Source organism: Methylobacterium sp. J-077, from assembly GCF_022829365.1.
GTDB lineage: Bacteria > Pseudomonadota > Alphaproteobacteria > Rhizobiales > Beijerinckiaceae > Methylobacterium.
Map to the genome: position 1 here is coordinate 40318 of NZ_JAKSYJ010000112.1, position 21532 is coordinate 61849.

At 69.2% G+C, this 21532-nt stretch carries 23 protein-coding genes; 11 read left to right on the forward strand and 12 right to left on the reverse strand.

What is annotated here, in order from left to right; translation table 11 throughout:
* Positions 1–120: 120 nt before the first annotated feature.
* The 6 genes from MKL11_RS10985 to MKL11_RS11010 form a co-directional block, all read right to left on the reverse strand.
* Complete coding sequence (locus MKL11_RS10985) at positions 121–954, reverse strand: MaoC family dehydratase N-terminal domain-containing protein (protein ID WP_243943146.1); 834 nt, start codon at positions 952–954, stop codon at positions 121–123.
* Position 955: 1 nt separating this feature from the next.
* On the reverse strand, positions 956–2104 hold the full coding sequence (locus MKL11_RS10990; RefSeq protein WP_243943147.1) for an acyl-CoA dehydrogenase family protein: 1149 nt from the start codon (positions 2102–2104) through the stop codon (positions 956–958).
* A gap of 8 nt (positions 2105–2112) precedes the next feature.
* Positions 2113–2862: a glucose 1-dehydrogenase gene (locus tag MKL11_RS10995; RefSeq protein ID WP_243943149.1), complete on the reverse strand. Its 750-nt coding sequence runs from the start codon at positions 2860–2862 to the stop codon at positions 2113–2115.
* Between the two features lie 33 nt (positions 2863–2895).
* The gene (locus tag MKL11_RS11000) at positions 2896–4032 is read right to left on the reverse strand and encodes a CaiB/BaiF CoA transferase family protein (RefSeq protein WP_243943151.1); all 1137 of its coding nucleotides are present in this window, start codon (positions 4030–4032) and stop codon (positions 2896–2898) included.
* Between the two features lie 115 nt (positions 4033–4147).
* Positions 4148–7306 carry an efflux RND transporter permease subunit gene (locus MKL11_RS11005; protein ID WP_243943153.1) on the reverse strand — a complete coding sequence of 1053 codons (3159 nt, stop codon included), beginning with the start codon at positions 7304–7306 and terminating at the stop codon, positions 4148–4150.
* Positions 7307–7367: 61 nt separating this feature from the next.
* Entirely contained in the window at positions 7368–8567 is a 1200-nt protein-coding gene (locus MKL11_RS11010; RefSeq protein WP_409565843.1) for an efflux RND transporter periplasmic adaptor subunit, read from the reverse strand.
* Positions 8568–8930: 363 nt separating this feature from the next.
* Here MKL11_RS11010 and MKL11_RS11015 point away from each other — a divergent pair, with 363 nt between their 5' ends.
* The 10 genes from MKL11_RS11015 (at position 8931) to ureG (ending at position 15352) form a co-directional block, all read left to right on the forward strand.
* Positions 8931–9212, forward strand: coding sequence for an HOOK family protein (locus MKL11_RS11015; protein WP_243943157.1), 282 nt, complete (start codon positions 8931–8933; stop codon positions 9210–9212).
* A 344-nt stretch (positions 9213–9556) separates the two neighbouring features.
* On the forward strand, positions 9557–9730 hold the full coding sequence (locus tag MKL11_RS11020; RefSeq protein WP_243943160.1) for a hypothetical protein: 174 nt from the start codon (positions 9557–9559) through the stop codon (positions 9728–9730).
* A gap of 146 nt (positions 9731–9876) precedes the next feature.
* Positions 9877–10497, forward strand: a complete 621-nt coding sequence (locus MKL11_RS11025; RefSeq protein WP_243943162.1) for an urease subunit gamma — start codon at positions 9877–9879, stop codon at positions 10495–10497.
* A gap of 91 nt (positions 10498–10588) precedes the next feature.
* Positions 10589–10885, forward strand: coding sequence for an AbrB/MazE/SpoVT family DNA-binding domain-containing protein (locus MKL11_RS11030; protein WP_243943164.1), 297 nt, complete (start codon positions 10589–10591; stop codon positions 10883–10885).
* Complete coding sequence (locus MKL11_RS11035) at positions 10882–11298, forward strand: PIN domain-containing protein (protein WP_243943166.1); 417 nt, start codon at positions 10882–10884, stop codon at positions 11296–11298. Before MKL11_RS11030 ends, MKL11_RS11035 begins: the two co-directional genes overlap by 4 nt.
* A 5-nt stretch (positions 11299–11303) precedes the next feature.
* The gene (ureC, locus tag MKL11_RS11040; RefSeq protein ID WP_243943168.1) at positions 11304–13031 is read left to right on the forward strand and encodes an urease subunit alpha; all 1728 of its coding nucleotides are present in this window, start codon (positions 11304–11306) and stop codon (positions 13029–13031) included.
* Positions 13032–13064: 33 nt separating this feature from the next.
* Positions 13065–13550 (forward strand): DUF29 domain-containing protein, encoded by a 486-nt coding sequence (locus tag MKL11_RS11045; protein WP_243943170.1) that lies wholly within the window; start codon positions 13065–13067, stop codon positions 13548–13550.
* 4 nt (positions 13551–13554) lie between these two features.
* A complete protein-coding gene (locus MKL11_RS11050; protein WP_243943276.1) occupies positions 13555–14049 on the forward strand; it encodes an urease accessory protein UreE in 495 nt (164 codons plus the stop codon).
* Entirely contained in the window at positions 14015–14725 is a 711-nt protein-coding gene (locus tag MKL11_RS11055) for an urease accessory protein UreF (RefSeq protein ID WP_243943172.1), read from the forward strand. The genes MKL11_RS11050 and MKL11_RS11055 overlap by 35 nt, the downstream gene beginning before the upstream one ends.
* A 9-nt stretch (positions 14726–14734) precedes the next feature.
* Positions 14735–15352, forward strand: coding sequence for an urease accessory protein UreG (gene ureG / locus MKL11_RS11060; RefSeq protein ID WP_243943174.1), 618 nt, complete (start codon positions 14735–14737; stop codon positions 15350–15352).
* Positions 15353–15376: 24 nt separating this feature from the next.
* On the opposite strand, the gene MKL11_RS11065 is transcribed toward ureG, so the two are convergent.
* The 5 genes from MKL11_RS11065 to MKL11_RS11085 form a co-directional block, all read right to left on the reverse strand.
* Complete coding sequence (locus MKL11_RS11065) at positions 15377–15601, reverse strand: hypothetical protein (protein WP_243943175.1); 225 nt, start codon at positions 15599–15601, stop codon at positions 15377–15379.
* 133 nt (positions 15602–15734) lie between these two features.
* A complete protein-coding gene (locus tag MKL11_RS11070) occupies positions 15735–16508 on the reverse strand; it encodes an ABC transporter permease (protein WP_243943177.1) in 774 nt (257 codons plus the stop codon).
* Complete coding sequence (locus MKL11_RS11075) at positions 16505–17422, reverse strand: ABC transporter permease (protein ID WP_243943180.1); 918 nt, start codon at positions 17420–17422, stop codon at positions 16505–16507. The genes MKL11_RS11070 and MKL11_RS11075 overlap by 4 nt, the downstream gene beginning before the upstream one ends.
* A complete protein-coding gene (locus MKL11_RS11080; RefSeq protein ID WP_243943182.1) occupies positions 17419–18468 on the reverse strand; it encodes an ABC transporter ATP-binding protein in 1050 nt (349 codons plus the stop codon). The genes MKL11_RS11075 and MKL11_RS11080 overlap by 4 nt, the downstream gene beginning before the upstream one ends.
* Positions 18469–18472: 4 nt before the next feature.
* Positions 18473–19159: a Crp/Fnr family transcriptional regulator gene (locus MKL11_RS11085; RefSeq protein ID WP_243943184.1), complete on the reverse strand. Its 687-nt coding sequence runs from the start codon at positions 19157–19159 to the stop codon at positions 18473–18475.
* Positions 19160–19418: 259 nt separating this feature from the next.
* On the opposite strand from MKL11_RS11085, the gene MKL11_RS11090 reads away from it, so the two are divergent.
* A complete protein-coding gene (locus MKL11_RS11090) occupies positions 19419–20330 on the forward strand; it encodes a UDP-3-O-acyl-N-acetylglucosamine deacetylase (protein WP_243943185.1) in 912 nt (303 codons plus the stop codon).
* A 10-nt stretch (positions 20331–20340) separates the two neighbouring features.
* On the opposite strand, the gene MKL11_RS11095 is transcribed toward MKL11_RS11090, so the two are convergent.
* Positions 20341–21408 (reverse strand): HD-GYP domain-containing protein, encoded by a 1068-nt coding sequence (locus MKL11_RS11095; RefSeq protein ID WP_243943187.1) that lies wholly within the window; start codon positions 21406–21408, stop codon positions 20341–20343.
* Between the last annotated feature and the right edge of the window lie 124 nt (positions 21409–21532).

The window sequence follows — 21532 nt, forward strand, 5'->3', positions numbered from 1 at the left end:
CGTCATTGCGAGCGCAGCGAAGCAACCTAGGGACGCGCTACCGTCTGAGACCGCGCGCTGCACTGGGTCGCTTCGCTGCGCTCGCGATGACGGCGCAGCTGGGTTTCGAAACGTAAGCGCTTACGCGACCGCCTGCGCCTGCATGCAGACGCGGCCCGCCTCGTCCAACGTGACCCCCACGAACCCCTCCCCTGTCCGCCGCCCGCAGACCCGAACGATCTGGTTGGCGGTCATCGGCGAGACGCCGCGTTGGGTGAAGCTTCGCGGTACCCGCCCCAGCAGCGTCGCCGCGAGGTTCATCAGCAGCGTCGCCTGGATCGGTCCGTGGACCACGAGGTCGGCATAGCCCTCGACTTGCGTGGCGTAGGGCTGGTCGTAGTGGAAGCGGTGTCCGTTGAAGGTCATGGCCGAGTAGCGGAACAGCAGCGTCGGCGTCGCCGGCGCGGACCAGACTTGGTCGTATGCTGACGCGTCGTCACGCTCGGCCGTGCCTCCTGCCCCGGTCTGTGCCCCGGCGGCCTCCCGGTAGACGATGTCCTGCCGCTCCCGGATCGCCACGCCGCGGGCGGTGGCGAAGGTGTGGTCGACCGTGACGAAGCACAGACGGCCGCTGCGGCCCTCCTTGAAGGCGACGTCGCGCACCGTCTCGGTCCGGGTCACCAGATCGCCTTCCCGCAGCTCCGACAGGGTCTCGACCTGCCCCCCGGCCCACATCCGCCGCGGCAGCGGCACCGGCGGCAGGAACCCGCCCTTGGCGGCGTGGCCGTCCGGCCCGAGGGCGTCGGCGGGCGGCGTCTCGGGGGCGAGACACCAGTGCAGGGCCGGCGGCGCCGCCCCATCCGGCATCGGTGCGAGATGCGGCGCGAAGGTCGCGCGGAACTCGGCCAGCAGGCGCGGCGTGACGAGGTCCGTGGTCTCGCGGGTGCGGCCGATCCAGGCTTTGAGGTCGGTCATGTCAGTACGACCGCGGCAGGCCGAGCACGTGCTCGGAGAGGTAGGCGAGGATCAGGTTCGTGGAGATCGGCGCCACTTGGTAGAGGCGCGTCTCGCGGAACTTGCGCTCGATATCGTATTCCTCGGCGAAGCCGAACCCGCCATGGGTCTGGATGCAGGCATTGGCGGCCTCGAACGAGGCGTCGGCGGCGAGCATCTTGGCCATGTTGGCCTCCGCGCCCGGATTGGTGCCGGATTCGTAGAGGCTCAGCGCCTCGCGGACCATCAGCTCGGCCGCCCGCATGTTGGCGTAGGCTTTCGCGATCGGGAATTGCACGCCCTGGTTGGCCCCGATCGGCCGGCCGAACACCGACCGGTCCGCGGCGTAGCGCTTGGCCTTGTCGATGAACCACTTGGCATCGCCGACGCATTCCGCGGCGATCAGGATGCGTTCGGCGTTCATGCCGGACAGGATGTAGCGGAAGCCCCTGCCCTCCTCACCGATCAGGTTGTCGGCGGGTACGCGGAGGTTGTCGAAGAAAACCTCCGTGGTGGCGTGGTTCATCATGGTGCGGATCGGCCGGATGGTCAGGCCGTTGCCGATCGCCTCCCGCATGTCGACCAGCAGCACCGACAGGCCGTCGGTTCGCTTCATGCCCTCGCTGCGCGGGGTGGTGCGCGCCAGGAGCAGCATCAGGTCCGAATGCTCGGCCCGGCTGGTCCAGATCTTTTGGCCGTTGACGACGTAATGGTCGCCGTCGCGCCGGGCGGTGGTCTTGAGGCTGCCGGTGTCGGTGCCGGAACTCGGCTCGGTCACCCCGAAGGCCTGGAGCCGCAGGCGGCCCTCGGCGATGGCCGGGAGGTAGGCGGCCTTCTGGGCGTCGGAACCGTGCCGGAGCAGCGTGCCCATCGTGTACATCTGCGCGTGGCAGGCGCCGCCGTTGCAGCCCGCCCGCTGCACCTCCTCGAGGATCGCGGCGGCAGCCGAGAGCGGCAGGCCGGAGCCGCCATACTCCTCCGGGATCAGCACCGAGAGGTAGCCGCTCTCGGTGAGCGCGGTCACGAATTCGGTCGGGTAGGTCATCTCCCGGTCGAGCGCCCGCCAATACGGGCCGGGGAACCCGGCGCAGAGCCTGGCGACCGCCTCGCGGATCTCGGTATAGGCTTCCATCGCGCGCCTCAGGCCGTGCGGCCGCCATCGACCGGCAGGTCGACGCCGGTGATGAATGCGGCCTCGTCGGAGGCCAGGAACAGGGCCGCGGCGGCGATGTCCTCGGCCCGCGACATCCGTCCGAGGGGGATCGTCGCGATGAACTTGTCCCGGTTCTCCGGGGTGTCGGGCACGCCCATGAAATGCTCGAGCAGCGCCGTGGCGCCTATCACCGGGCACAGGGCGTTCACCCGGATCTTCCAGGGGGCGAGTTCCAGCGCCAGGGACTTCGAGGCGAGGCTCGCGGCGCCCTTGGAGGCGTTGTACCAGGTCAGCCCCGGGCGCGGCCGCAGCGCCGCCGTCGAGCTGACGTTGAGGATCACGCCGCCGCCCTGGTTGCGCATCAGCGGGGCGATCGTGCGGACGTAGTGGAAGATCGATTTTACGTTCACCCGAAAGACCCGGTCGAACTCGTCCTCGGTCACCTCCAGCAGCGGCTTGTTGCGGTGGGTGGTGCCGGCATTGTTGACCAGGATGTGCGGGATTCCGAACCGCTCCCGGGTCTCGGACACGCTGGCCTCGACATCGGCGGCCGATCCGACATCCGCGGCGATCGCGATGGCGTTCGCACCGATGCCGGATGCGACCCGCTCGGCCGCCACCCGGTCGATATCCACGCAGGCAACCCGCGCGCCCTCGGCGGCGAAGCGCTCGGCGATGCCCGCGCCGAACCCGCTCCCGGCGCCCGTCACGAGCGCGATTTTTCCGTTCAATCTCATCGTTTCCTCCTGTTGTTTTTTTAATTGCGTGCCTCAACCTCGGGCGGAGAATTCCCGCCGGATCTTTGCGCTGTGCTCGCCGATATCCGGCACCCGGCCGAGCGCCCGGACTTCGCCGTCGATCAGCACCGGCGGCGCGACGATGCGGGCCGTTCCCGCCGAGGTCTCGACCTCGGCGCGGACCAGGGCCGGATGGGTGGCGAGGTCGGCCAGGGTGTTGACGAAGCCGTAGGCGGTGCCGGCGGCCTTGAGGCGGGCGGCGGCTTCGTCGCGGCTCAGCCGCACCAGGGCGGCGCCGACGCGCAGGTCCACGGCTGCCCTGTTCGCGACCCGGGCGTTGTTTGAGGAAAAGCCCTCAGTGCGGGCGAGATCCGGCTCGCCGAGCACGCGGTCGCAGAAGCTTGCCCATTCGCGCTCGTTCTGGATCGAGATCAGCACCAGGCTGTCGTCGGCGGTCTTGTAGGCGCCGTAGGGCGAGATCGAGGGATGGGCCAGCCCGACCCGCTGCGGCTCCCGGCCTGTGCCCTCGAAATAGAGCAGCGGCACGTTCATCCAGTCGGCCGCGCCACTGAACAGGCTGACCTCCAGGGCGCAGCCCTCGCCGGAGATGGAGCGGGCGATCAGCGCCTCCAGCACCGCCGCATGGGCGTCCATCCCGCAGGCGATGTCGCAGACCGAGACGCCGACCCGGCCCGGACCGGCCGGATGGCCGGTGATCCCGGCCATGCCGCTCTCGGCCTGCACCAGAAGGTCGTAGGCCTTCATGTCGCTGTAGGCGTGGCCTGACCCGTATCCGGTAATGTCGACCGTGATCAGCCGCGGATGGCGCGCCCGCAACTCTGCTGAGCCGAAGCCCGCCCGGGCGGCGGCTCCGGGGGCGAGGTTCTGCACGAACACGTCGGTGTCTTCGAGGATGGCGTGCAGCAGCCGGGCGTCGTCCGGATCCTTGATGTCGGCGACCAGGCTCTCCTTGCCGCGGTTGAGCCAGACGAAGTAGCTCGCCAGCCCGTTGACGGCGGAATCGTAGCCCCGGGCGAAATCCCCCTCCGGGCGCTCGATCTTGATCACCCGGGCGCCGGCATCGGCGAGCCGCGAGGTGCAGTAGGGCGCGGCGACGGCCTGCTCCAGGGCGAGGATGGTCAGCCCGCGCAACGGCCGGTTCACGCTCATTCACCGCTCCCCGCATCCGGAGCGCCCCGCTTCGCGAGGCCGGAGCGGGGTGAACTGGGTCGGTCGCGCGCCCTGCCAAGCGGGGACGGCTGACATCCGGCGCGAAGCCGCGGCTCTACTCCGCGGCGCGCAGCGCCTGCTGCTCGCGGGCGGCCTCGCGGTCCTCGGCCAACCGCGCGTCGACCGCTTCGGGCTTGTCCCGGAAGGAGAACCGATGCGCCAGCCGGTCGAGATAGACGTAGATCACCGGCGTCGTGAACAGCGTCAGGATCTGGCTGACGGCGAGGCCGCCGACCATGGCGTAGCCGAGCGGCTGCCGGATCTCCGAACCGGTGCCGGTGGCGAGCATCAGCGGGATGCCGCCGAGCAACGCCGCCATGGTGGTCATCAGGATCGGGCGGAACCGCAGCAGGGCCGCCTTGCGGATCGCTTCCTCCGGGCTCAGCCCCTCCTCGCGCTCGGCCACGATGGCGAAGTCGATCAGCATGATGCCGTTCTTCTTCACGATGCCAATCAGGAGGATGATGCCGATCAGTGCGATCAGGCTGAAATCGTAGCCCGCCCACATCAGCACGGCCAACGCACCGACGCCAGCCGAAGGCAGGGTCGAGAGGATCGTGATCGGGTGGATGAAGCTCTCGTAGAGGATGCCGAGGATCAGGTAGACCACGAACAGGGCCGCCAGGATCAGCAGCGGCACCGTCGACAGCGATTGCTGGAACGCCTGCGCGGTGCCCTGGAAGCCGGTGACCACGGTCGGCGGAACCGCAAGGTCCTTCATCGCCCGGCCGATCGCCTCGGTGGCCTGGCCCAACGCGACATCGGGGGCGAGGTTGAAGCTGATCGTCACCGCCGGGAACTGGCCCTGGTGGTTGACCGCGAGCGCCGCCACCGGGTCCGTGGTCCAGCGGGCGAAGGCCGCGAGCGGCACCTGCCCGCCGCCGATCGGCGCCTTGATGTAGATCTTGTCCAGGCTCTCAACGCTGCCCTGCAGTGCCGGGAGCACCTCCAGGATCACGTGGTAGCTGTTGAGCTGGGTGAAGTACTGGGCGATCTGCCGCTGGCCGAAGGCGTCGTAGAGGGTGTCGTCGATCAGCTGGGGCGTGATCCCGTAGCGCGAGGCGGCGTCGCGGTCGATCGCCAGCGTCAGGGTGGTGCCGCGGTTCTGCTGGTCGGTGGCGACGTCGCGCAGCTCCGGCAGGGTCTTCATCTTGTCGAGGATGCGCGGCGCCCAGGTGTTGAGCTCGGCCAGATCCGGGTCCTGGAGCGTGTATTCGAACTGCGTCCGGGAGGTCCGCCCGCCGGTGCGCACGTCCTGGGTGGCCTGGATGTAGGTGCGGATCCCCTCGACTCGCTCCAGCTTCGGCCGCAGGCGTCCGATGATCTGGAACGCGTCAGCCGCGCGCTCCTCGCGGGGCTTGAGCGTGATGTACATCCGGCCCGAATTCAGCGCCTGGCCGTTGCCGCCCAGCGACATGCCCACCGTCGCCACGTCCGGATCGGCCTGCACGATGGCGCCGACCTTCTCCTGCAGGGTCTTCATCGCCGAGAAGGACACGTCCTGGCCCGCCTCGGTGACGCCGATCATGAAGCCGGTATCCTGCTGCGGGAAGAACCCCTTCGGAATGACGATGAACAGGTGGATCGTCAGCGCCAGGGTCGCGAAGAAGGTCAGCAGCGTGATGAACCGGAAGCGCAGCGCCAGATCCAGGCCCTTGGCGTAGGACGACACCAGCGCGTCGAACACCGCCTCGCTCGCCCGGTAGAGGCGTCCGTGGTGGCCGGTGCCGTGCGGCTTGAGGAGGCGTGCCGCCATCATCGGCGTCAGCGTCAGCGAGACGAAGGCCGAAACCGCGATCGTCATCGACAGGACGACGGCGAATTCCCGGAACAGGCGGCCGATGATGCCGCCCATCAGCAGCAGCGGGATCAGCACGGCGATCAGCGAGACCGAGATGGAGACGATGGTGAAGCCGATCTCGCCTGCGCCCTTGAACGCGGCCTCCATGGGCCGCATCCCCTCCTCGACGTAGCGGCTGATGTTCTCCAGCACGACGATGGCGTCGTCGACCACGAAGCCCACCGAGATGGTGAGCGCCATCAGCGACAGGTTGTCGAGGGTATAGCCGGCCAGCCACATCAGCGCGCAGGCGCCGAGCAGGGCGAGCGGCACGGTCACGCTCGGGATCACCGTCGCCCAGAAGCTGCGCAGGAACACGAAGATCACTGCGACCACCAGCACGATGGTGATCAGCAGGGTGAACTGCACGTCCTCCACGGAGGCGCGGATGGTCTGCGTGCGGTCGCTGAGGATGCCGATCTTGATGCCGGCCGGGAGGGTCGCGGTCAGCTGCGGCAGCTGTGCCTTGATGCTGTCCACCGTGTCGATGACGTTGGCGCCGGGCTGCTTGAACACAACCAGGAACACGCCGCGCTGGCCGTTGGTCCAGCCGGCCTGCTTGGTGTCCTCCGGGCCGGCGACCGCGGTGCCGATGTCGCGCACCCGCAGGGGCGCGCCGTCGCGATAGGCGACGATGACGTCGTTCCAGTTCTGTGCCGTGGTGAGCTGGTCGTTGGCGAAGATCGTGTAGCTGTGGCTCGCGCCGTCGATGCTGCCCTTCGGGTTGTTTACCGTGGTTACCGACAGCGGCGTGCGGACGTCCTCCAGCGACAGGCCCTTGGCCACGAGCTTGGCGGGATCGACCTGGATCCGCACCGCGGGCTTCTGCTGGCCGCCGATGAACACCTGCGCGACGCCCGAGATCTGGCTGATCCGCTGGGCGAGCTGCACGTCCACTGCGTCGTCCACCTCGATCAGCGGCATGCTGTCGGAGGTGGCCGAGAGCAGGAGGATCGGGGAATCGGCCGGGTTGACCTTCCGGTAGGTCGGCGGGGTCGGCAGGTTCTTCGGAAGCTGGCCGCTCGCCGCGTTGATCGCCGCCTGGATGTCGCTGGCCGCACCGTCGATGTTGCGGTTAAGGTCGAACTGGACCGTGACCGTCGAGATCCCCAGCGAGCTGGTCGAGGTCATCTGGGCGACGCCCGGGATCTGCGAGAATTGCCGTTCCAGGGGCTGCGCCACCGAGGACGCCATGGTCTCCGGGCTGGCGCCGGGCAATTGCGCGGTGACCTGGATTGTCGGGAAATCCACCTGCGGCAGCGGCGCAACGCCCAGCAGCGGATAGGTCACCATCCCGAGGAACAGGATGCCGACCATGATCAGCGTGGTCGCCACCGGGAAGCGGATGAAGGGTGCCGAGATCCCAGCCTTCATGGCAGATCCTCTCGCAGCCCCTCGCGCGGCAACGCCGCCGCCCTGTCGATACGCAGCCCCATCACGGATCGGCCTTTGCCGACCGGCTGGACGCCGTCGTCTCGGCCTGCGCCGTGTGGGCCGCGTGCGGATCGGCCACGAGGCTGCCGTCCTGAACCTTGTACTGCCCGGCGGTGATCACCCGCTCGCCGGGCTTGAGATCGCCGGCCAGCACCTGCGTCCGGCCGGAATCGGAACGCCCGGCCTTCAGCACCCGCTGGTGCGCGTGCCCGGATTCGTCGATCACGAAGGCGAACAGGCCGTCGGGCCCGTGCTGGACGGCGTCGTCCGGCACCGTCGTGGCGGCCGCGACCGTGCCGACCCGCATCTTGGTCGAGACCGACAGACCCGGCCACAGGGCGTGGTTCTGGTTCTGATAGACCGCCTTCAGGCGGATCGTGCCGGTCGCCGTGTCGACCTGGTTGTTGAACAGGGCGAGCTTGCCGTCCGCCAGCTTGGTCAGCCCGTCCGAGCTCCAGGCCTCCACCGGCACCTCGCCGGCGCGCAGGGCCGCGACGATCGCGGGCAATTGGTCCTCCGGCGCCGTGAACACCACGAAGATCGGCTCGACTTGGGTGATCGTGACGATCGCCGACTGGCCTGCGGCGTTGACGATGTTGCCGATATCGACCTGCCGGAAGCCGGTGACGCCGTTGATCGGCGCCCGGATCGTGGCGTAGCTGAGCTGCGTGGTGGCGTTGTCGATGGACGCCTGGTCGGAGGCGACCTGCGCGGTCAGCTGGGCGACGATGGCGGACTGCGTCTCGGTCTGCTGGCGCGACGCGTAGGCGCCGAGCCCGGTGTAACGGACCAGATCCGCCTTGGCGTTGTTGAGGTTGGCGGTGTCCTGCTCCTTCTTGGCCTTCGACTGGTCCAGGGCGGCCTGGTAGGGGCGCGGGTCGACCTGGACCAGGATATCGCCCGTGCGGACGGTCTGGCCCTCGCGGAAGGCGATCTGGCGGATCTCGCCATCGACGCGGGTCCGCACCTGGACGGTGTTGTAGGCCTGGACCGTGCCGAGCCCGTTCAGCACCAGCGCGAACGGCCCCTGCTCGACCATCCCGAGGGTCACCGGCACGGGCACCGGCGTGGCCGCCTTCGCCTTCGCCACCGGCCGCTGAGTCGTGCGCACGTAGCCGTAGGCCCCGCCGCCCAGGAGAGCGAGGGCCACGATCGTCGTCACCAAACCGCGGGACCGCCGCGGCTTCCGCTCACCCTTCATCGGCCGCGGTTCCCCCTCGCCGTAGAATGCGACAGCCTCGTCCGATCGAGTCGCGTCGCGATGGCTGTCATCGTGGCTCAGCATGCCTGACTGGCCCTTGCGTGATCGGGCCGCCGAGCGCGCCGCGATCGTCCATCGTAACCGCGGCGCTCCGCAAAACGCCGCCGGAGAATATTGCATTCATTAGCATACAATCGACGCGGCAACATTAGGGCGCCCCGCCGATCGCCGCATCGGAATGCGGATGACGCGCGTGAAAAGCTCGGCGCGCGGCACTGATTGCGCCCGTGGCAAAGGCGTCGCAAATGAGCCAGAAACCCGGTCCGGCGTCGCGCGTCGCTGTGATCGCTGCTGAGAGCACGGATGCGCGCACCGTCGGAAGCCGGCGTGTCCGGCGACGAAGTCAGGACACCGGGACGCCGCATGGCCGAGACGTTGGAACTGGACGGCTTGAACGAGTTGCGCGCCGCCCTCATCGAGGAGCGGCAGACCCTCGTCGCCTCGGTGCGCAAGCTGCGCAACACGCGCCGGCAGAAAGGCACCTTCGTGCTCGGCGACGGCGCAGCCGCGGGGCCGCGGCTGGTGGCGGTGCAACACCAGATCGACGTCGTCGAATCCATCATCGCCACGCTGACGAAAGACTGAGGGCATCCCGGCGCGCCGTGCGGACGATGCGGGTCCGATTCGATCGGACAGGTGCCACGTCTCCGTGTCCGTTATGTTTCCAAGGTTTGCTCAGGCTGGTGGCCGGGCGAAGCCCCGCAGATCCCGGTCTACGGCCCGGAGCGCGCCCCGACCGTTTCCCCCACCCCTCATGACGACCGGGCTGCTGCTTGCCGGCGTCGCATCGCGCGGCCGTCGACGGATCGACCATCCGGTCCGGCGTGACGATGCGGGACGGTTGTCCGGATCATGCCTGTATTTGAGGCTGGACCGCCGAAGCGCCGTGCTGATACCGAGCCGCAGCACAAGGCGCGGGATGCGACGATATGGACGCCTTCGATCAACGCGACACCGGAGCTGACACGGCAGTCGCGCCACAGGATAGTCCCGAGCCGGCGGCTCTCTGGGCGGCCATCCGCGCGGACTTGCGGGCGCGCGACGAGCGCACGGCCCGCTTGCGCGCCATGCGCCTCATCGGCGGGGACGACGAGGCGGCCTGACGATCCGCCCGGAATCCGGACGCGCGGGTCTCACCGTAGCCTGACAGACGCGATGCCAGGGTGAAGCCGTCGGGCCGCCTCGCGGCACCCTTGACCCCGCACCGCGCATGATCCTTGCTCCCGTCGCCGCCACGACGAGGTATCCCGTGCTGCTGACGCCCCGCGAGAAGGACAAGCTGCTCATCGCCATGGCGGCGCAGGTCGCGCGCAACCGCCTGGGGCGCGGGGTCAAGCTCAACCATCCCGAGGCCGTGGCGCTGATCACCGACTTCGTGGTCGAGGGTGCCCGCGACGGGCGCAGCGTCGCCGAACTGATGCAGGCGGGGGCGAACGTGCTCACCGCCGACCAGGTGATGCCCGGCATCGCCGAGATGATCCACGACATCCAGGTCGAGGCGACCTTCCCGGACGGGACCAAGCTCGTGACGGTGCATCACCCGATCCGGGGCGCGGTCTCGACCGACGTGCCCGGCACGGTCACCACCCTGCCCGGCGAGATCGTGTTCAACGCCGGGGCGGCACGCACCGTGATCGAGGTCGCCAATACCGGCGACCGACCGGTCCAAGTCGGTTCGCACTATCACTTCTACGAGGTCAATCCCGGCCTCGTCTTCGACCGCGAGAGGGCGCGCGGGCAGCGCCTCGACATCGCGCCCGGCACGGCGGTGCGCTTCGAGCCGGGCTCGACCCGGGAGGTCGTGCTGGTGCCGCTGTCGGGCGGGCGCACCGTGTACGGTTTTCGGGGTGGCGTGATGGGCAAACTGTGAGTCCGGCCGATGGCCGCACATGCGAACCAGCCGCGCTTGCGAGCCTTCCCGCAATCTCCTTACTAACATCGCAAAAGGTAAGGAGATCCGCATGAAGACGACGGAAGCCACGATCACGTCGAAAGGTCAGGTGACCGTGCCGGCGTCGCTTCGAAAAGCTCTCGGCGTGAAGGCGGGCGACAAGCTGGTCTTCACGCAAGATGCACACGGACGCTTTCTCGTCGCGGCACGCACGGAAGCGCTGGCCACGCTCCGCGGCATCGTCGGCCGTGACACCTGCGATCCGATCGCGCCGGTCGATGGCGTGCGACTCTCCGAATGGATCGAAGCGAGCCGCGCGGCCCGCTGGGATCGAACGCACGATGCCTCCGAGGACGACGAGGCGTGATCGGGCTGGACACGAACGTGCTGCTCCGCTGGCTCGTCGATGAAACGGTATGGCCGGACGACGCGCCGGACCAGACCGCGCTTGCGACGGAAGCGCTGAGCCGGCTCGACGCTCAGTTCTTCGTCAATACAGTGGTGCTTGCCGAAACCGTTTGGATCCTGGCGCGACCCTTGCGCCAGAAGAAGGCCGCCCTCGTCTCGGTGATTCGCCGCTTGCTCAACGCATCGAATGTCGTCGTCGATCACCGCGTAGCGGCCGAGGCTGCCTTGTCGACTTGGGCCGGCGGCAGAGGCGACTTCGCCGATCATCTGATCGGCGCCATCAACCGCTCGGCCGGCTGCAGGACCACGCTGACCTTCGATCGGAAAGCGGAACCCGCCGACGCCTTCACCCGATTGCGCCGGGAGTCCTGACCATCATGGCCAACACCCCGAAGCCCGCCGCCCTCCCCCGCGCCGCCTATGCCGACATGTTCGGGCCGACCACCGGCGACCGCATCCGTCTCGCGGATACGTCCCTCGAGATCACGGTGGAGCGCGATTTCACCACCTACGGTGAGGAAGTGAAGTTCGGCGGCGGCAAGGTCATCCGCGACGGGATGGGCCAGAGCCAGGTCACCAACGCGGCGGGCGCCGTCGACACGGTGATCACCAACGCGGTGGTGCTCGACCATTGGGGCATCGTGAAATGCGATGTCGGCATCGTGCACGGCCGGATCTTCAAGCTCGGCAAGGCCGGCAACCCTGACGTGCAGCCCGGGATCGACATCGTCGTCGGCCCCGGCACGGAGGTGATCGCCGGCGAGGGCAAGATCCTCACGGCCGGCGGGTTCGACAGCCACATCCACTTCATCTGCCCGCAGCAGATCGAGGAGGCGCTGTGCTCGGGGGTCACCACGATGCTGGGCGGCGGCACCGGGCCGGCGCACGGCACCTTCGCCACCACCTGCACGCCCGGCCCCTGGCACATCGCCCGGATGATCGAGGCGGCCGACGCCTTCCCGATGAACCTGGCGTTCGCCGGCAAGGGCAACGCCTCGCGCCCGGAGAGTCTGGTGGAAATGGTCCGGGCCGGGGCCTGCGCGCTCAAGCTCCACGAGGATTGGGGCACGACGCCCGCTGCGATCGACACCTGCCTGTCGGTGGCGGATGCCCACGACATCCAGATCATGATCCACACCGACACGCTCAACGAATCGGGTTTCGTCGAGGACACGATCGCGGCCTTCAAGGGCCGCACGATCCACGCCTTCCACACCGAGGGGGCCGGCGGCGGCCACGCGCCGGACATCATCAAGGTCGCCGGGCTGCCGAACGTCCTCCCGTCGTCCACGAACCCGACGCGGCCCTACACGAAAAATACGATCGACGAGCATCTCGACATGCTCATGGTCTGCCATCACCTCGACCCGTCGATCCCCGAGGACCTCGCCTTCGCGGAGAGCCGGATCCGCCGCGAGACGATCGCGGCCGAGGACATCCTGCACGATCTCGGCGCGCTCTCGATGATGTCATCGGACAGCCAGGCCATGGGCCGGGTCGGCGAGGTGGTGATCCGCACCTGGCAAACCGCCGACAAGATGAAGCGCCAGCGCGGCGCGCTCGCGGGCGACGCCTCCGGCACCGACAACCTGCGCGTCCGGCGCTATGTCGCCAAGTACACGATCAACCCGGCCATCGCGCACGGCGTGTCGAAGCATATCGGCTCGGTGGAGCCCGGCAAGCTCGCCGATCTGGTGCTCTGGACCCCGGCCTTCTTCGGTGTGAAGCCCGATCTGGTGCTGAAGGGCGGCAGCATCGCGGCCGCCCCGATGGGCGATCCGAACGCCTCGATCCCGACGCCCCAGCCGGTGCATTACCGCCCCATGTTCGGCGCCTACGGCCGCGTGCCCTATGCGACCGCCCTGACCTTCGTCTCCCGGGCGGCGGTGGAGGACGGGTTGCGGGAGCGGCTCGGCGTGCAGAAGCAACTCGTTGCGGTGGAGAACGTCCGCGGCGGTATCTCGAAGAAGGACATGGTGCTGAACGACGCGACGCCGGCGATCGAGGTCGATCCCGAGACCTACGATGTCCGCGCGGACGGCGAGCTCCTGGTCTGCGAGCCCGCCGAGGTGCTGCCGATGGCGCAGCGTTATTTCCTGTTCTGAGCTATCGTGCGGCGGACGGACAGGAGGCCAGAGATGGCGAAGGCCGCGCTGAAACCACAACGGACGGAAGGCCTCTACGAGACCGACTTCTTCCTCTGGACGCAGGCCCAGGCCGATCTGCTGCGCGCTCGCCGTTTCGACGAGCTCGACCTGGAACATCTGATCGACGAGGTGGCGAGCGTGGGCGCCAGCGACAAACGCGAGATTCGCAGCCGTTTGACCGTTCTGCTCACGCACCTGCTGAAATGGAAGTACCAGCCGGGGCTCCGATCCAGCGGCTGGAAGGGGGCGATCGCCGAGCAGCGTGCCGGCTTGGCCGATCTTCTCGCTGCCAGCCCGAGCCTGCGCCGCTATCCCGGCGAGGTCTTCGCGATGTGTTACCTATCCGGCCGCCGCAAAGCCTCGGAGCAGACGGGCATCGATTTCACGCTCTTCCCCGAACAGCCTCCCTTCACCCTGGAAAACGTGCTGGCCGACGGCTTCCTGCCGAAGGAGCCCGATCTCATTGACCAATCCTGAGTTCATGATCCGCGCCACCCGCATCCTCCGCCGCGAGCACCTGTCCGGCGGCGAGATCGTCGACCGGGTCGTGCTCGATTCCGGCGCGCGCCATCGCCGCCGCGTCGCCATGCGCGGTGCCGGTGGCTTGGGGTTCCTGCTCGATCTGCCGGAAGCGGCCGTGCTGGAGGACGGCGACGCCCTGGTGCTGGAGGATGGCCGGCTCGTGTGGGTCGAGGCCGCGTCCGAGCGGCTGCTGGAGATCCGTGCCGCGAGTGATCACGCCCTCAAGCGGCTGATCTGGCATATCGGCAATCGGCATATCCCGGCCGAGATCGGTGCGGAGGCGGTTTGGATCGCCGATGACCATGTGCTCGCCGACATGGTCCGGGGCCTGGGCGGCAGCGCCGAGCCGGTCGAGCGCCCGTTCCGGCCGGAGGGCGGGGCCTATTCCGGCGGCCATGCGCACGGTCACGATCACCCGCATGGCGGCCACCATCACCACCACGCCGATGGCTGAGAGCCTGGACGCGTTGCGGCTGATGGCTTGGCTGTCGCCGGGCTATCCGGTGGGCGCCTACGCCTATTCGCACGGGCTGGAATGGGCGGCCGAGACCGGTGATGTGTGTGATGAGCCGAGCCTTACCGCTTGGCTCGCCGATGTCTGCGCGCACGGCGCGCTCCGCAACGATCTGATCCTGGCGGCCCATGCCCATCGGGCGGCGGGTTCGGACTCCCTGGACACGATCGTGGCGATCAACGACCTCGCTTTGGCCTTGGCCCCGTCGCGCGAGCTGCATCTAGAGACCAGCCAGCAGGGTCGCAGCTTCCTCGACGCGACGCTCGGCGCCTGGCCCTGCAAAACCTTTTCGCATGTGGCCGAGCGACTCCCGGGGCCGGTCGCGTATCCGGTGGCGGTCGGTGCGGCGGCGGGTGCGCATGGGATGGCGCTGCCGCCGCTGCTGGCCGCCTACGGGCTCGCCTTCGTTCAGAACCTGGTCTCGGCGGCGTTGCGGGCGGCTCCGGTTGGGCAGGCGGCCGGCACGCGGGTGATCGCCGCCCTGACGCCCCGCATCGTCCGGCTCGCCAAGGAAGCCCACGAAGCGGACCTCGATGCGATCGGCTCCGCCACCTTCCGCCTCGATCTCGGCTCGTTCCGGCACGAGACGCAATATTCCCGCATCTTCCGATCCTGAGGACGCAGCATGACCTCCTCGAACGGCCCGCTCCGCGTCGGCATCGGCGGCCCCGTAGGCTCCGGCAAGACGGCCTTGATGGAGCAGCTCTGCAAGCGTTTTCGCGAGCGCTACGAGATCTGCGCGATCACCAACGACATCTACACCAAGGAGGATGCCCGGATCCTGACCGTGGCCGGCGCCCTGCCGGAGGAGCGCATCCTGGGGGTCGAGACCGGCGGCTGCCCGCATACGGCGATCCGCGAGGATGCCTCGATCAACCTCGCCGCGGTCGCCGAGATGAGCCGGCGCTTCCCGAAGCTCGATCTGGTGCTGATCGAGTCCGGCGGCGACAACCTCGCGGCGACGTTCTCGCCGGAACTCGCCGACATCACCCTCTACGTGATCGATGTGGCGGGCGGCGAGAAGATCCCGCGCAAGGGCGGCCCGGGCATCACCCGGTCGGACCTGCTGATCGTCAACAAGACCGATCTCGCGCCGCTGGTCGGCGCCGACCTATCGGTGATGGAAGCCGACACCAAGCGGATGCGCGGCGCGCGGCCCTACGTGTTCGCGTCGTTGCGCGAGGGGGCCGGAGCCGACGCCGTCGCGCGCTTCATCGAGGAGGCCGGCGGCCTCGGCCGCTGATCCTGACCTGTCCGCCGACCGATCTCAGCGGCCGGCATCCGCCGAGCGCGACCGCGGCGAGGTTTTCGCCGACAGACCCATCAGGGCATCCAGCCGGCTCATCCGGGCGTCGAAATCCTTCAGCACCGATTCACGGGCCTTGATGGCCGGGTTGGGCAGGGGCTTTGCGTGGACGCGGGCGGAGCGGGCTTCGGCGGCCGATGCGGTGAGAAAAGCGGCCAGGGAAAACAGTGTCAGAGCACGAATCATGACGCGGGTCCCTCATGGATTCGCTGCATGTCGCAGCGGGCTCGTCACGAGCGTATGATCCGAGGAAGCGTGGCTGCGTGCGCAAGCACACGTCGCGCGTTCCGGGTCGGGTCCGAACCGGATGAACCGTCGCTCAGGCACGCGAGCGCCGGACGGTCAGCGAGGAAGCCAGCAGGACGAACACACTGACCAGCACGACGAGGAGCGTCGAGGCGGCGTTGATCTCCGGGTTCACCCCGAGCCGGACTTGGCCGTAGAGCCGCATCGGCAGGGTGGTCGAGCCCGGGCCCGAGACGAAGCTCGCGATCACGAGGTCGTCGAGCGACAGGGTGAAAGCCAGGAGCGCCCCGGCCAGCACCGCGGGCGCCAGCAGCGGCAGCGTGATGGTGAGGAACACCCGCAGCGGCCCGGCGCCGAGATCGGCGGCCGCCTCTTCGAGGCCGCGGTCGAGCCCGCGCAGGCGTGCCGCCACGACCACCGCGACGAAGCCTGTGCAGAAGGTCGCGTGCGCGATGACGAGGGTGGCGATGCCCCGGTCCACCCCGATGCCGATGAACATCAGCAGGAGCGACAGGCCGATCATCACCTCCGGCATCACCATCGGCCCGAAGATCAGGCCGGTGAACAGCGCCCGTCCGCGGAAGCGTCCGTGGCGCTCCAGGGCCAGGGCCGCGAGGGTGCCGAGGATCGTGGCGATCAGGCTCGCCAGCAGCGCGACCCTCAAGGACACCCAGGCCGCCGCCATCAGCGGTGCGTCGGCGAGCAGGGCGCCGTACCACTTGGTCGAGAAGCCGCCCCAGACGGTGACCAGGCTCGAGGCATTGAACGAGTAGGCGATCAGCACCAGGATCGGCGCGTAGAGGAAGCCGAGCCCCAACACGAGGGCGGTGCGGGTCACCCAGGTCACGGGCCGCCCTCCTCGCCGACGCGCAGGCTGTCGCGGAACAGCACCACCGGGCCGATGATGATCACGAGGATCAGCACCGCCACCGCGGAGGCGAGCGGCCAGTCGCGGTTCGAGAAGAACTCGCTCCACAGCACCCGGCCGAGCATCAGAGTCTCGGAGCCGCCGAGCAGGTCCGGGATCACGAACTCGCCGACCATCGGGATGAAGCACAGTCCGGCGCCGGCCGCGATCCCGGGCAGGCTGAGCGGAAGCGTCACGGTCCAGAATACCCGGGCCGGCGAGGCGCCGAGATCCGCGGCGGCCTCGCGCAGGGCCGGGTCGAGGCGGTTCATCACCGCGTAGAGCGGCAGGACCATGAACGGCAGGTAGGCGTAGACCAGGCCGATGATCACCGCGGCGTCGGTGTTCAGGATGATCAGCGGCTGGGAGATCAGGCCGAGCCGGCGCAGGATCAGGTTCAGCAAGCCCTCGGGCTTGAGGATCGCGATCCAGGCGTAGACCCGGATCAGGAAGCTCGTCCAGAACGGCACGACCACCAGGGCGACGAGGAGCGGTTGCCAGCGGGACGGCGCCATGGCGAGCGCGTAGCCGAGCGCGGTACCGAGGGCGACCAGGATCAGGCTGGCGGCCAGGGCGTAGCCGAGCGAGCCGAGGGCGGCGTCGCGATAGAGCGTGTCGGTGGCGAGCGTCGCGTAATTGTCGAGGTTCAGCGCTTCGAGGAAGGACGACCAGCCGTCGAGCCCACCCTGCCAATCGACCACCGGCAGGTAGGGCGGGATCGCGGTGGCCGGCTCCGACAGGCTGATCTTCAGGGTGATCGCGAAGGGCAGCAGGAAGAACGCCGCCAGCCAGAGGAACGGCGGCAGGCGCACGAGCCGGTCGAACAGTCGCTTTCCCGGCGCCTTGACCCTCATGCCGGCAGGATCACGGCGTCCGCGGCGGCGAAGCCGGCGCGGGTTTCCGGGCCCACGGGGTCGTTCTCGTCGCCCGGCCGCCCGCTCGACCGCAACAGCGTGCCATCCGGCAGGCGCAGGGTCCGGCGCAGGCGGTCCCCCAAGAAAACCGTATCGGCGATCGTCACCGGCAGCCCCGCGGTCCCGACGACGAGGTCTTCCGGGCGCACCGCGACGACGACAGAGGCGCCCTCCGGCAACGCCGTCGCGGCGGCGCGGACCGGCCCGTGCGCGGTCTGCACCGCCCGGCTGTCGCCGGGCTCGGCGGGTCCGAGCCGGCCGGGGATGAGATTCACATCGCCGAGCAGGCCCGCCACGAACCGGCTCGCCGGGCGCCGGTACAGCTCGGCTGCGGCCCCGACCTGGGCGAGCCGGCCGCCCTCCATGACGCCGATGCGGTCGGCGAGCATCATCGCCTCCTCGGGATCATGGGTCACCACCACGAAGGCGGTACCGAGCCGGCGCTGCACGGCGCGCAACTCAGCTTGTGTTTCCTCGCGCAAGCCGCGGTCGAGGGCACCGAGGGGCTCGTCCAAGAGAAGCAATCTCGGCTCGCGGGCGAGCGCCCGGGCGAGCGCGACCCGCTGGCGCTGCCCGCCCGACAGCGTGTCGGGGCGGCGATCCCCGAAACCGTCCAGGCGCACGAGGCGCAGCAGTTCCGTCACCCGGGCGGCCACAGCGGTGCGGCCCAGACCTTTCAGGCCATAGCCGATATTCCCGGCCACGCTCATATGCGGGAACAGGGCGTAGGACTGGACCATCATGTTCACCGGCCGCCTGTGCGGCGGCAGGGCTGTCAGGTCCTGATCGCCGAGGCGAACGCGACCGGAACTCGGGGCCTCGAAGCCCGCGATCAGGCGCAGCAGCGTGCTCTTCCCGCAGCCGGACGGCCCGAGCAGGCAGAAGAACTCCCCGGGCTCCAGGTCGAGGTTCACCGCATCGACGGCCACATGCGTGCCGAAGCGCTTGGTCAGATCCTCCAGGCGCAGCGCGGGCGCGTCCGGCAAGGCCTCAGGAATCCTCGCGCAGCGCCTCGGCCACGCGCGCTTCGAGCAGGTCGGGCCGGCGCAGGACCAGGGCGCCGCGGGTGCGGTCGACCAGACCCTCGGACGCCATGGCGGTGAATTCCCGGGTGACCTGCTCGCGCCGGCAGCCGATCCGCGCGGCGAGCACGTGGTGGTAGGGCGGCGGGGACACCACCCGCTCGCCCGACGTGCCCGATCGCGGAACCGAGAGGCGCAGCAGCTCCGCGTAGAGCCGGTGCTTCAGGTCGAGGAGCGCGTGCTCCATCAGGCGGGTGTTGAGCTCGCGCACGCGCTTGGCGAGCAGCCGGAACAGCCGGTCGGCGATGGCCTCGGAGGCGAACACCATCTGGCGGAATACCGCCGCCGGCACCACGCAGACCTCGCCGCGGGTGAGCGCGGTGACGTTGGCCGACCGGCCGATGCCGTCGATGGCGGCGAGCTCGCCGAAGAAGGCCCCGCCGCGCATCTCACCGAGGATCACCTCCTTCCCGGATTGGGTCCGGTTCAGGATCCGCACCTCGCCCGAGGCGATGAAGTACACGTCCGTGGAGATATCGTCGAAGTCGACCAGAACCTCGTTCTCGTCGAAGCGGCGCCAATGGCAGCGGGTCTCGAACGGACCGAGCTCGATGCCCGGATCCTTGAAGAAGGGTATGGTCCCCAACCGCGCCATCGATCCTGTCCCTTCGGCCCCCGCCTCCGTCCCTGCCCTGACGGGGCCGACCAGCAACTCTGGGCCAGCAACACTTGGGACGGGAGCAGCCCGCATCTCGGAGTAGCGCACCGGTCCGGCCGCGCTCGATCGATGAGGCGGCTTTGATCGTGACGGTCACGCGCTGGCCGGTCAAGCCGCGCTTGGCTGAACAGGAGTTTATTAGCGTGGATCGGTGAAGAGAGATAATTTCCCGCGCCGTGGCGCCCGACGAATCCCGATGCACCAAGAGTTCGAATTCGCAGGTCTGGCGTCCGGCCCGGTCATCCCGTTGAGCCGGCGCCAGGCGACATTGGCTGGTGCGTTTGAGCGCTCCGGCCATAGCTTGCACTCGGGCCGCTATGCCACCGTTCGGGTCTGCCCTGCTCCGGCGGGGCATGGGATCGTCTTCCGGCGCCGCCTGAAGACTGGGCGCACGATCGACGTGCCGGCCCTTTGGCAGTATCGGGAATCGCAGCCGCTGTCGGCGGCGATCCGGCGTGAGGGCGCGCTCGTGCGCACCATCGAGCACCTGATGGCGTCGCTGCACGCGCTCAAGATCGACAACGTGCTGGCCGAGATCGACGCGGACGAATTGCCGATCTTCGACGGCAGCGCGATCCCCTGGTGCGAGGCGATCCGCGGCGTCGGCCGGACCGAGCAGCCCGCCCCCTGCCGGGTGATCCGAATGCGCCGGACGGTGGCGGTTGAGGACGGACGGCGGCGGATCCAGATCGGCGCGGGCATGGGCCTTTACGTCACCGGCCATGTCGCACTGGCGCATTTCGGCTCGATCGACTGGTCCGGCGCGATCACACCGGAGAACTTCCTGCGCGAGATCGCGCCTTCACGCAGCTTCGGCCGGTATTTTCGGGCCATGGCCGGCCGTGCCTACGGCTATGCCACCGGCCGGGATTTTCTGCAGGGGGTGTCGCCGCGCTCGGCGGCGCTCCTCATGCGCGGGCGGATCCTCGGTGGCATGCGCCTCCCGGGCGAGCCGGTCCGCCACCGCATCCTGGACCTCGTCGGCGACCTGCTGCTGGCGGGCCACCCCGTGGAAGGCCGCGTCGCGGCGTTCCATACCGGGCATGAGCTGAATCACGCGCTGGTCGGCGCGCTGATGCGCGAGCGAACGGCCTGGGAACTGATCTGACGGCGCCGGCTCAAGCGGAGGCGCGCAGATTCGGCGCCTCGCAGGCGAACGCCACCGCGCGGAAGGCGCGGACGAGATCGGCATCGAGCCTCGGGCCCATCGCCTCCAGGATCGCGTAGGCGTCCCGGACCGGCTTCGGCGCCTTGTAGGGACGGGCCTCGATCAGCGCCGCGAAGATATCGCAGATCGTGATCAGCCGGACGAGGTCGGGGATCTCCGCAGCCCGGAGGCCGTCCGGATAACCGGACCCGTCGAGATATTCGTGGTGCGAGCGGACGACGGCGAGGGTCCCGACATCGTAATCGCCGTTGATCAGCATGGCGTGGCCGATCGCCGGGTGCCGGTCCATCTCGACCCGCTCCGCCGGGGTCAGCGGGGCCGGCTTGTTCAGGATCGCCAGCGGGATCCGCGACTTTCCGATATCGTGCAGGAGCGCGCCCTTGGTGAGGTGATGGGCATCGGAATCGTTGAGGCCCAGGCTCTGGGCGAAGGCGGCGGCCAAGCCGGCGACCGTGAGGCAGTGCCGATGGGTCACGTCGTCGAAACCGGCCACCACGTTCAGCCAGTCGCGGACCTTCGACTCGCGGATCGCCCGGTTGACGATGCTGGTGCCGGACTCGACGATCGCTGGGGCCGGTGCCGTGTCCCCGCGGAAGATCGCCGCGAAGGCGGACCGCGCCTCCTCGGCACAGCGCCGGAGGCCGCCGCGTCCATCGGCCCCGCGGCCGCCCGTGCTCAGGGTGGCGACGACGTTGGCGAGCATCGCGTTCGCCGCGGAGGCCGGCAGGATCCGCGTGGCCCCGAGGGCGGTCGCCTGGATCTCGCCGCGCCCGAGATTGCCGTGGATCAGGGCGAGGAACGGCGTGGTCCTGTCGCGCGCGACGGCGAGGGCCCGGCGCAGCCGGAGTACGGCGTCCGAGGTCAGCGCGCTCACGTCACTGATCACCAGCGCCGCGCCCGCGGGCGGTTCCCCATCGCCGTAGAGATCGTGGAGAAGCAGGCTGGGATCACCGCCGAGGTTGCGCACCAAGCGCTCGCCGCGGCCGAGATCATCGGTCAGGATCACGGTGCGACCCAAAACGCCTCTCCCAACACACGCCCCCCGATGGGCGCACAATCCCGTAGGCCGGCCTTCGCCGCTGCGCTGTGCAGGCGCGAACGTCCGTCGATCCGGCGCCGGTCACCGATCGCGTTGCACTATG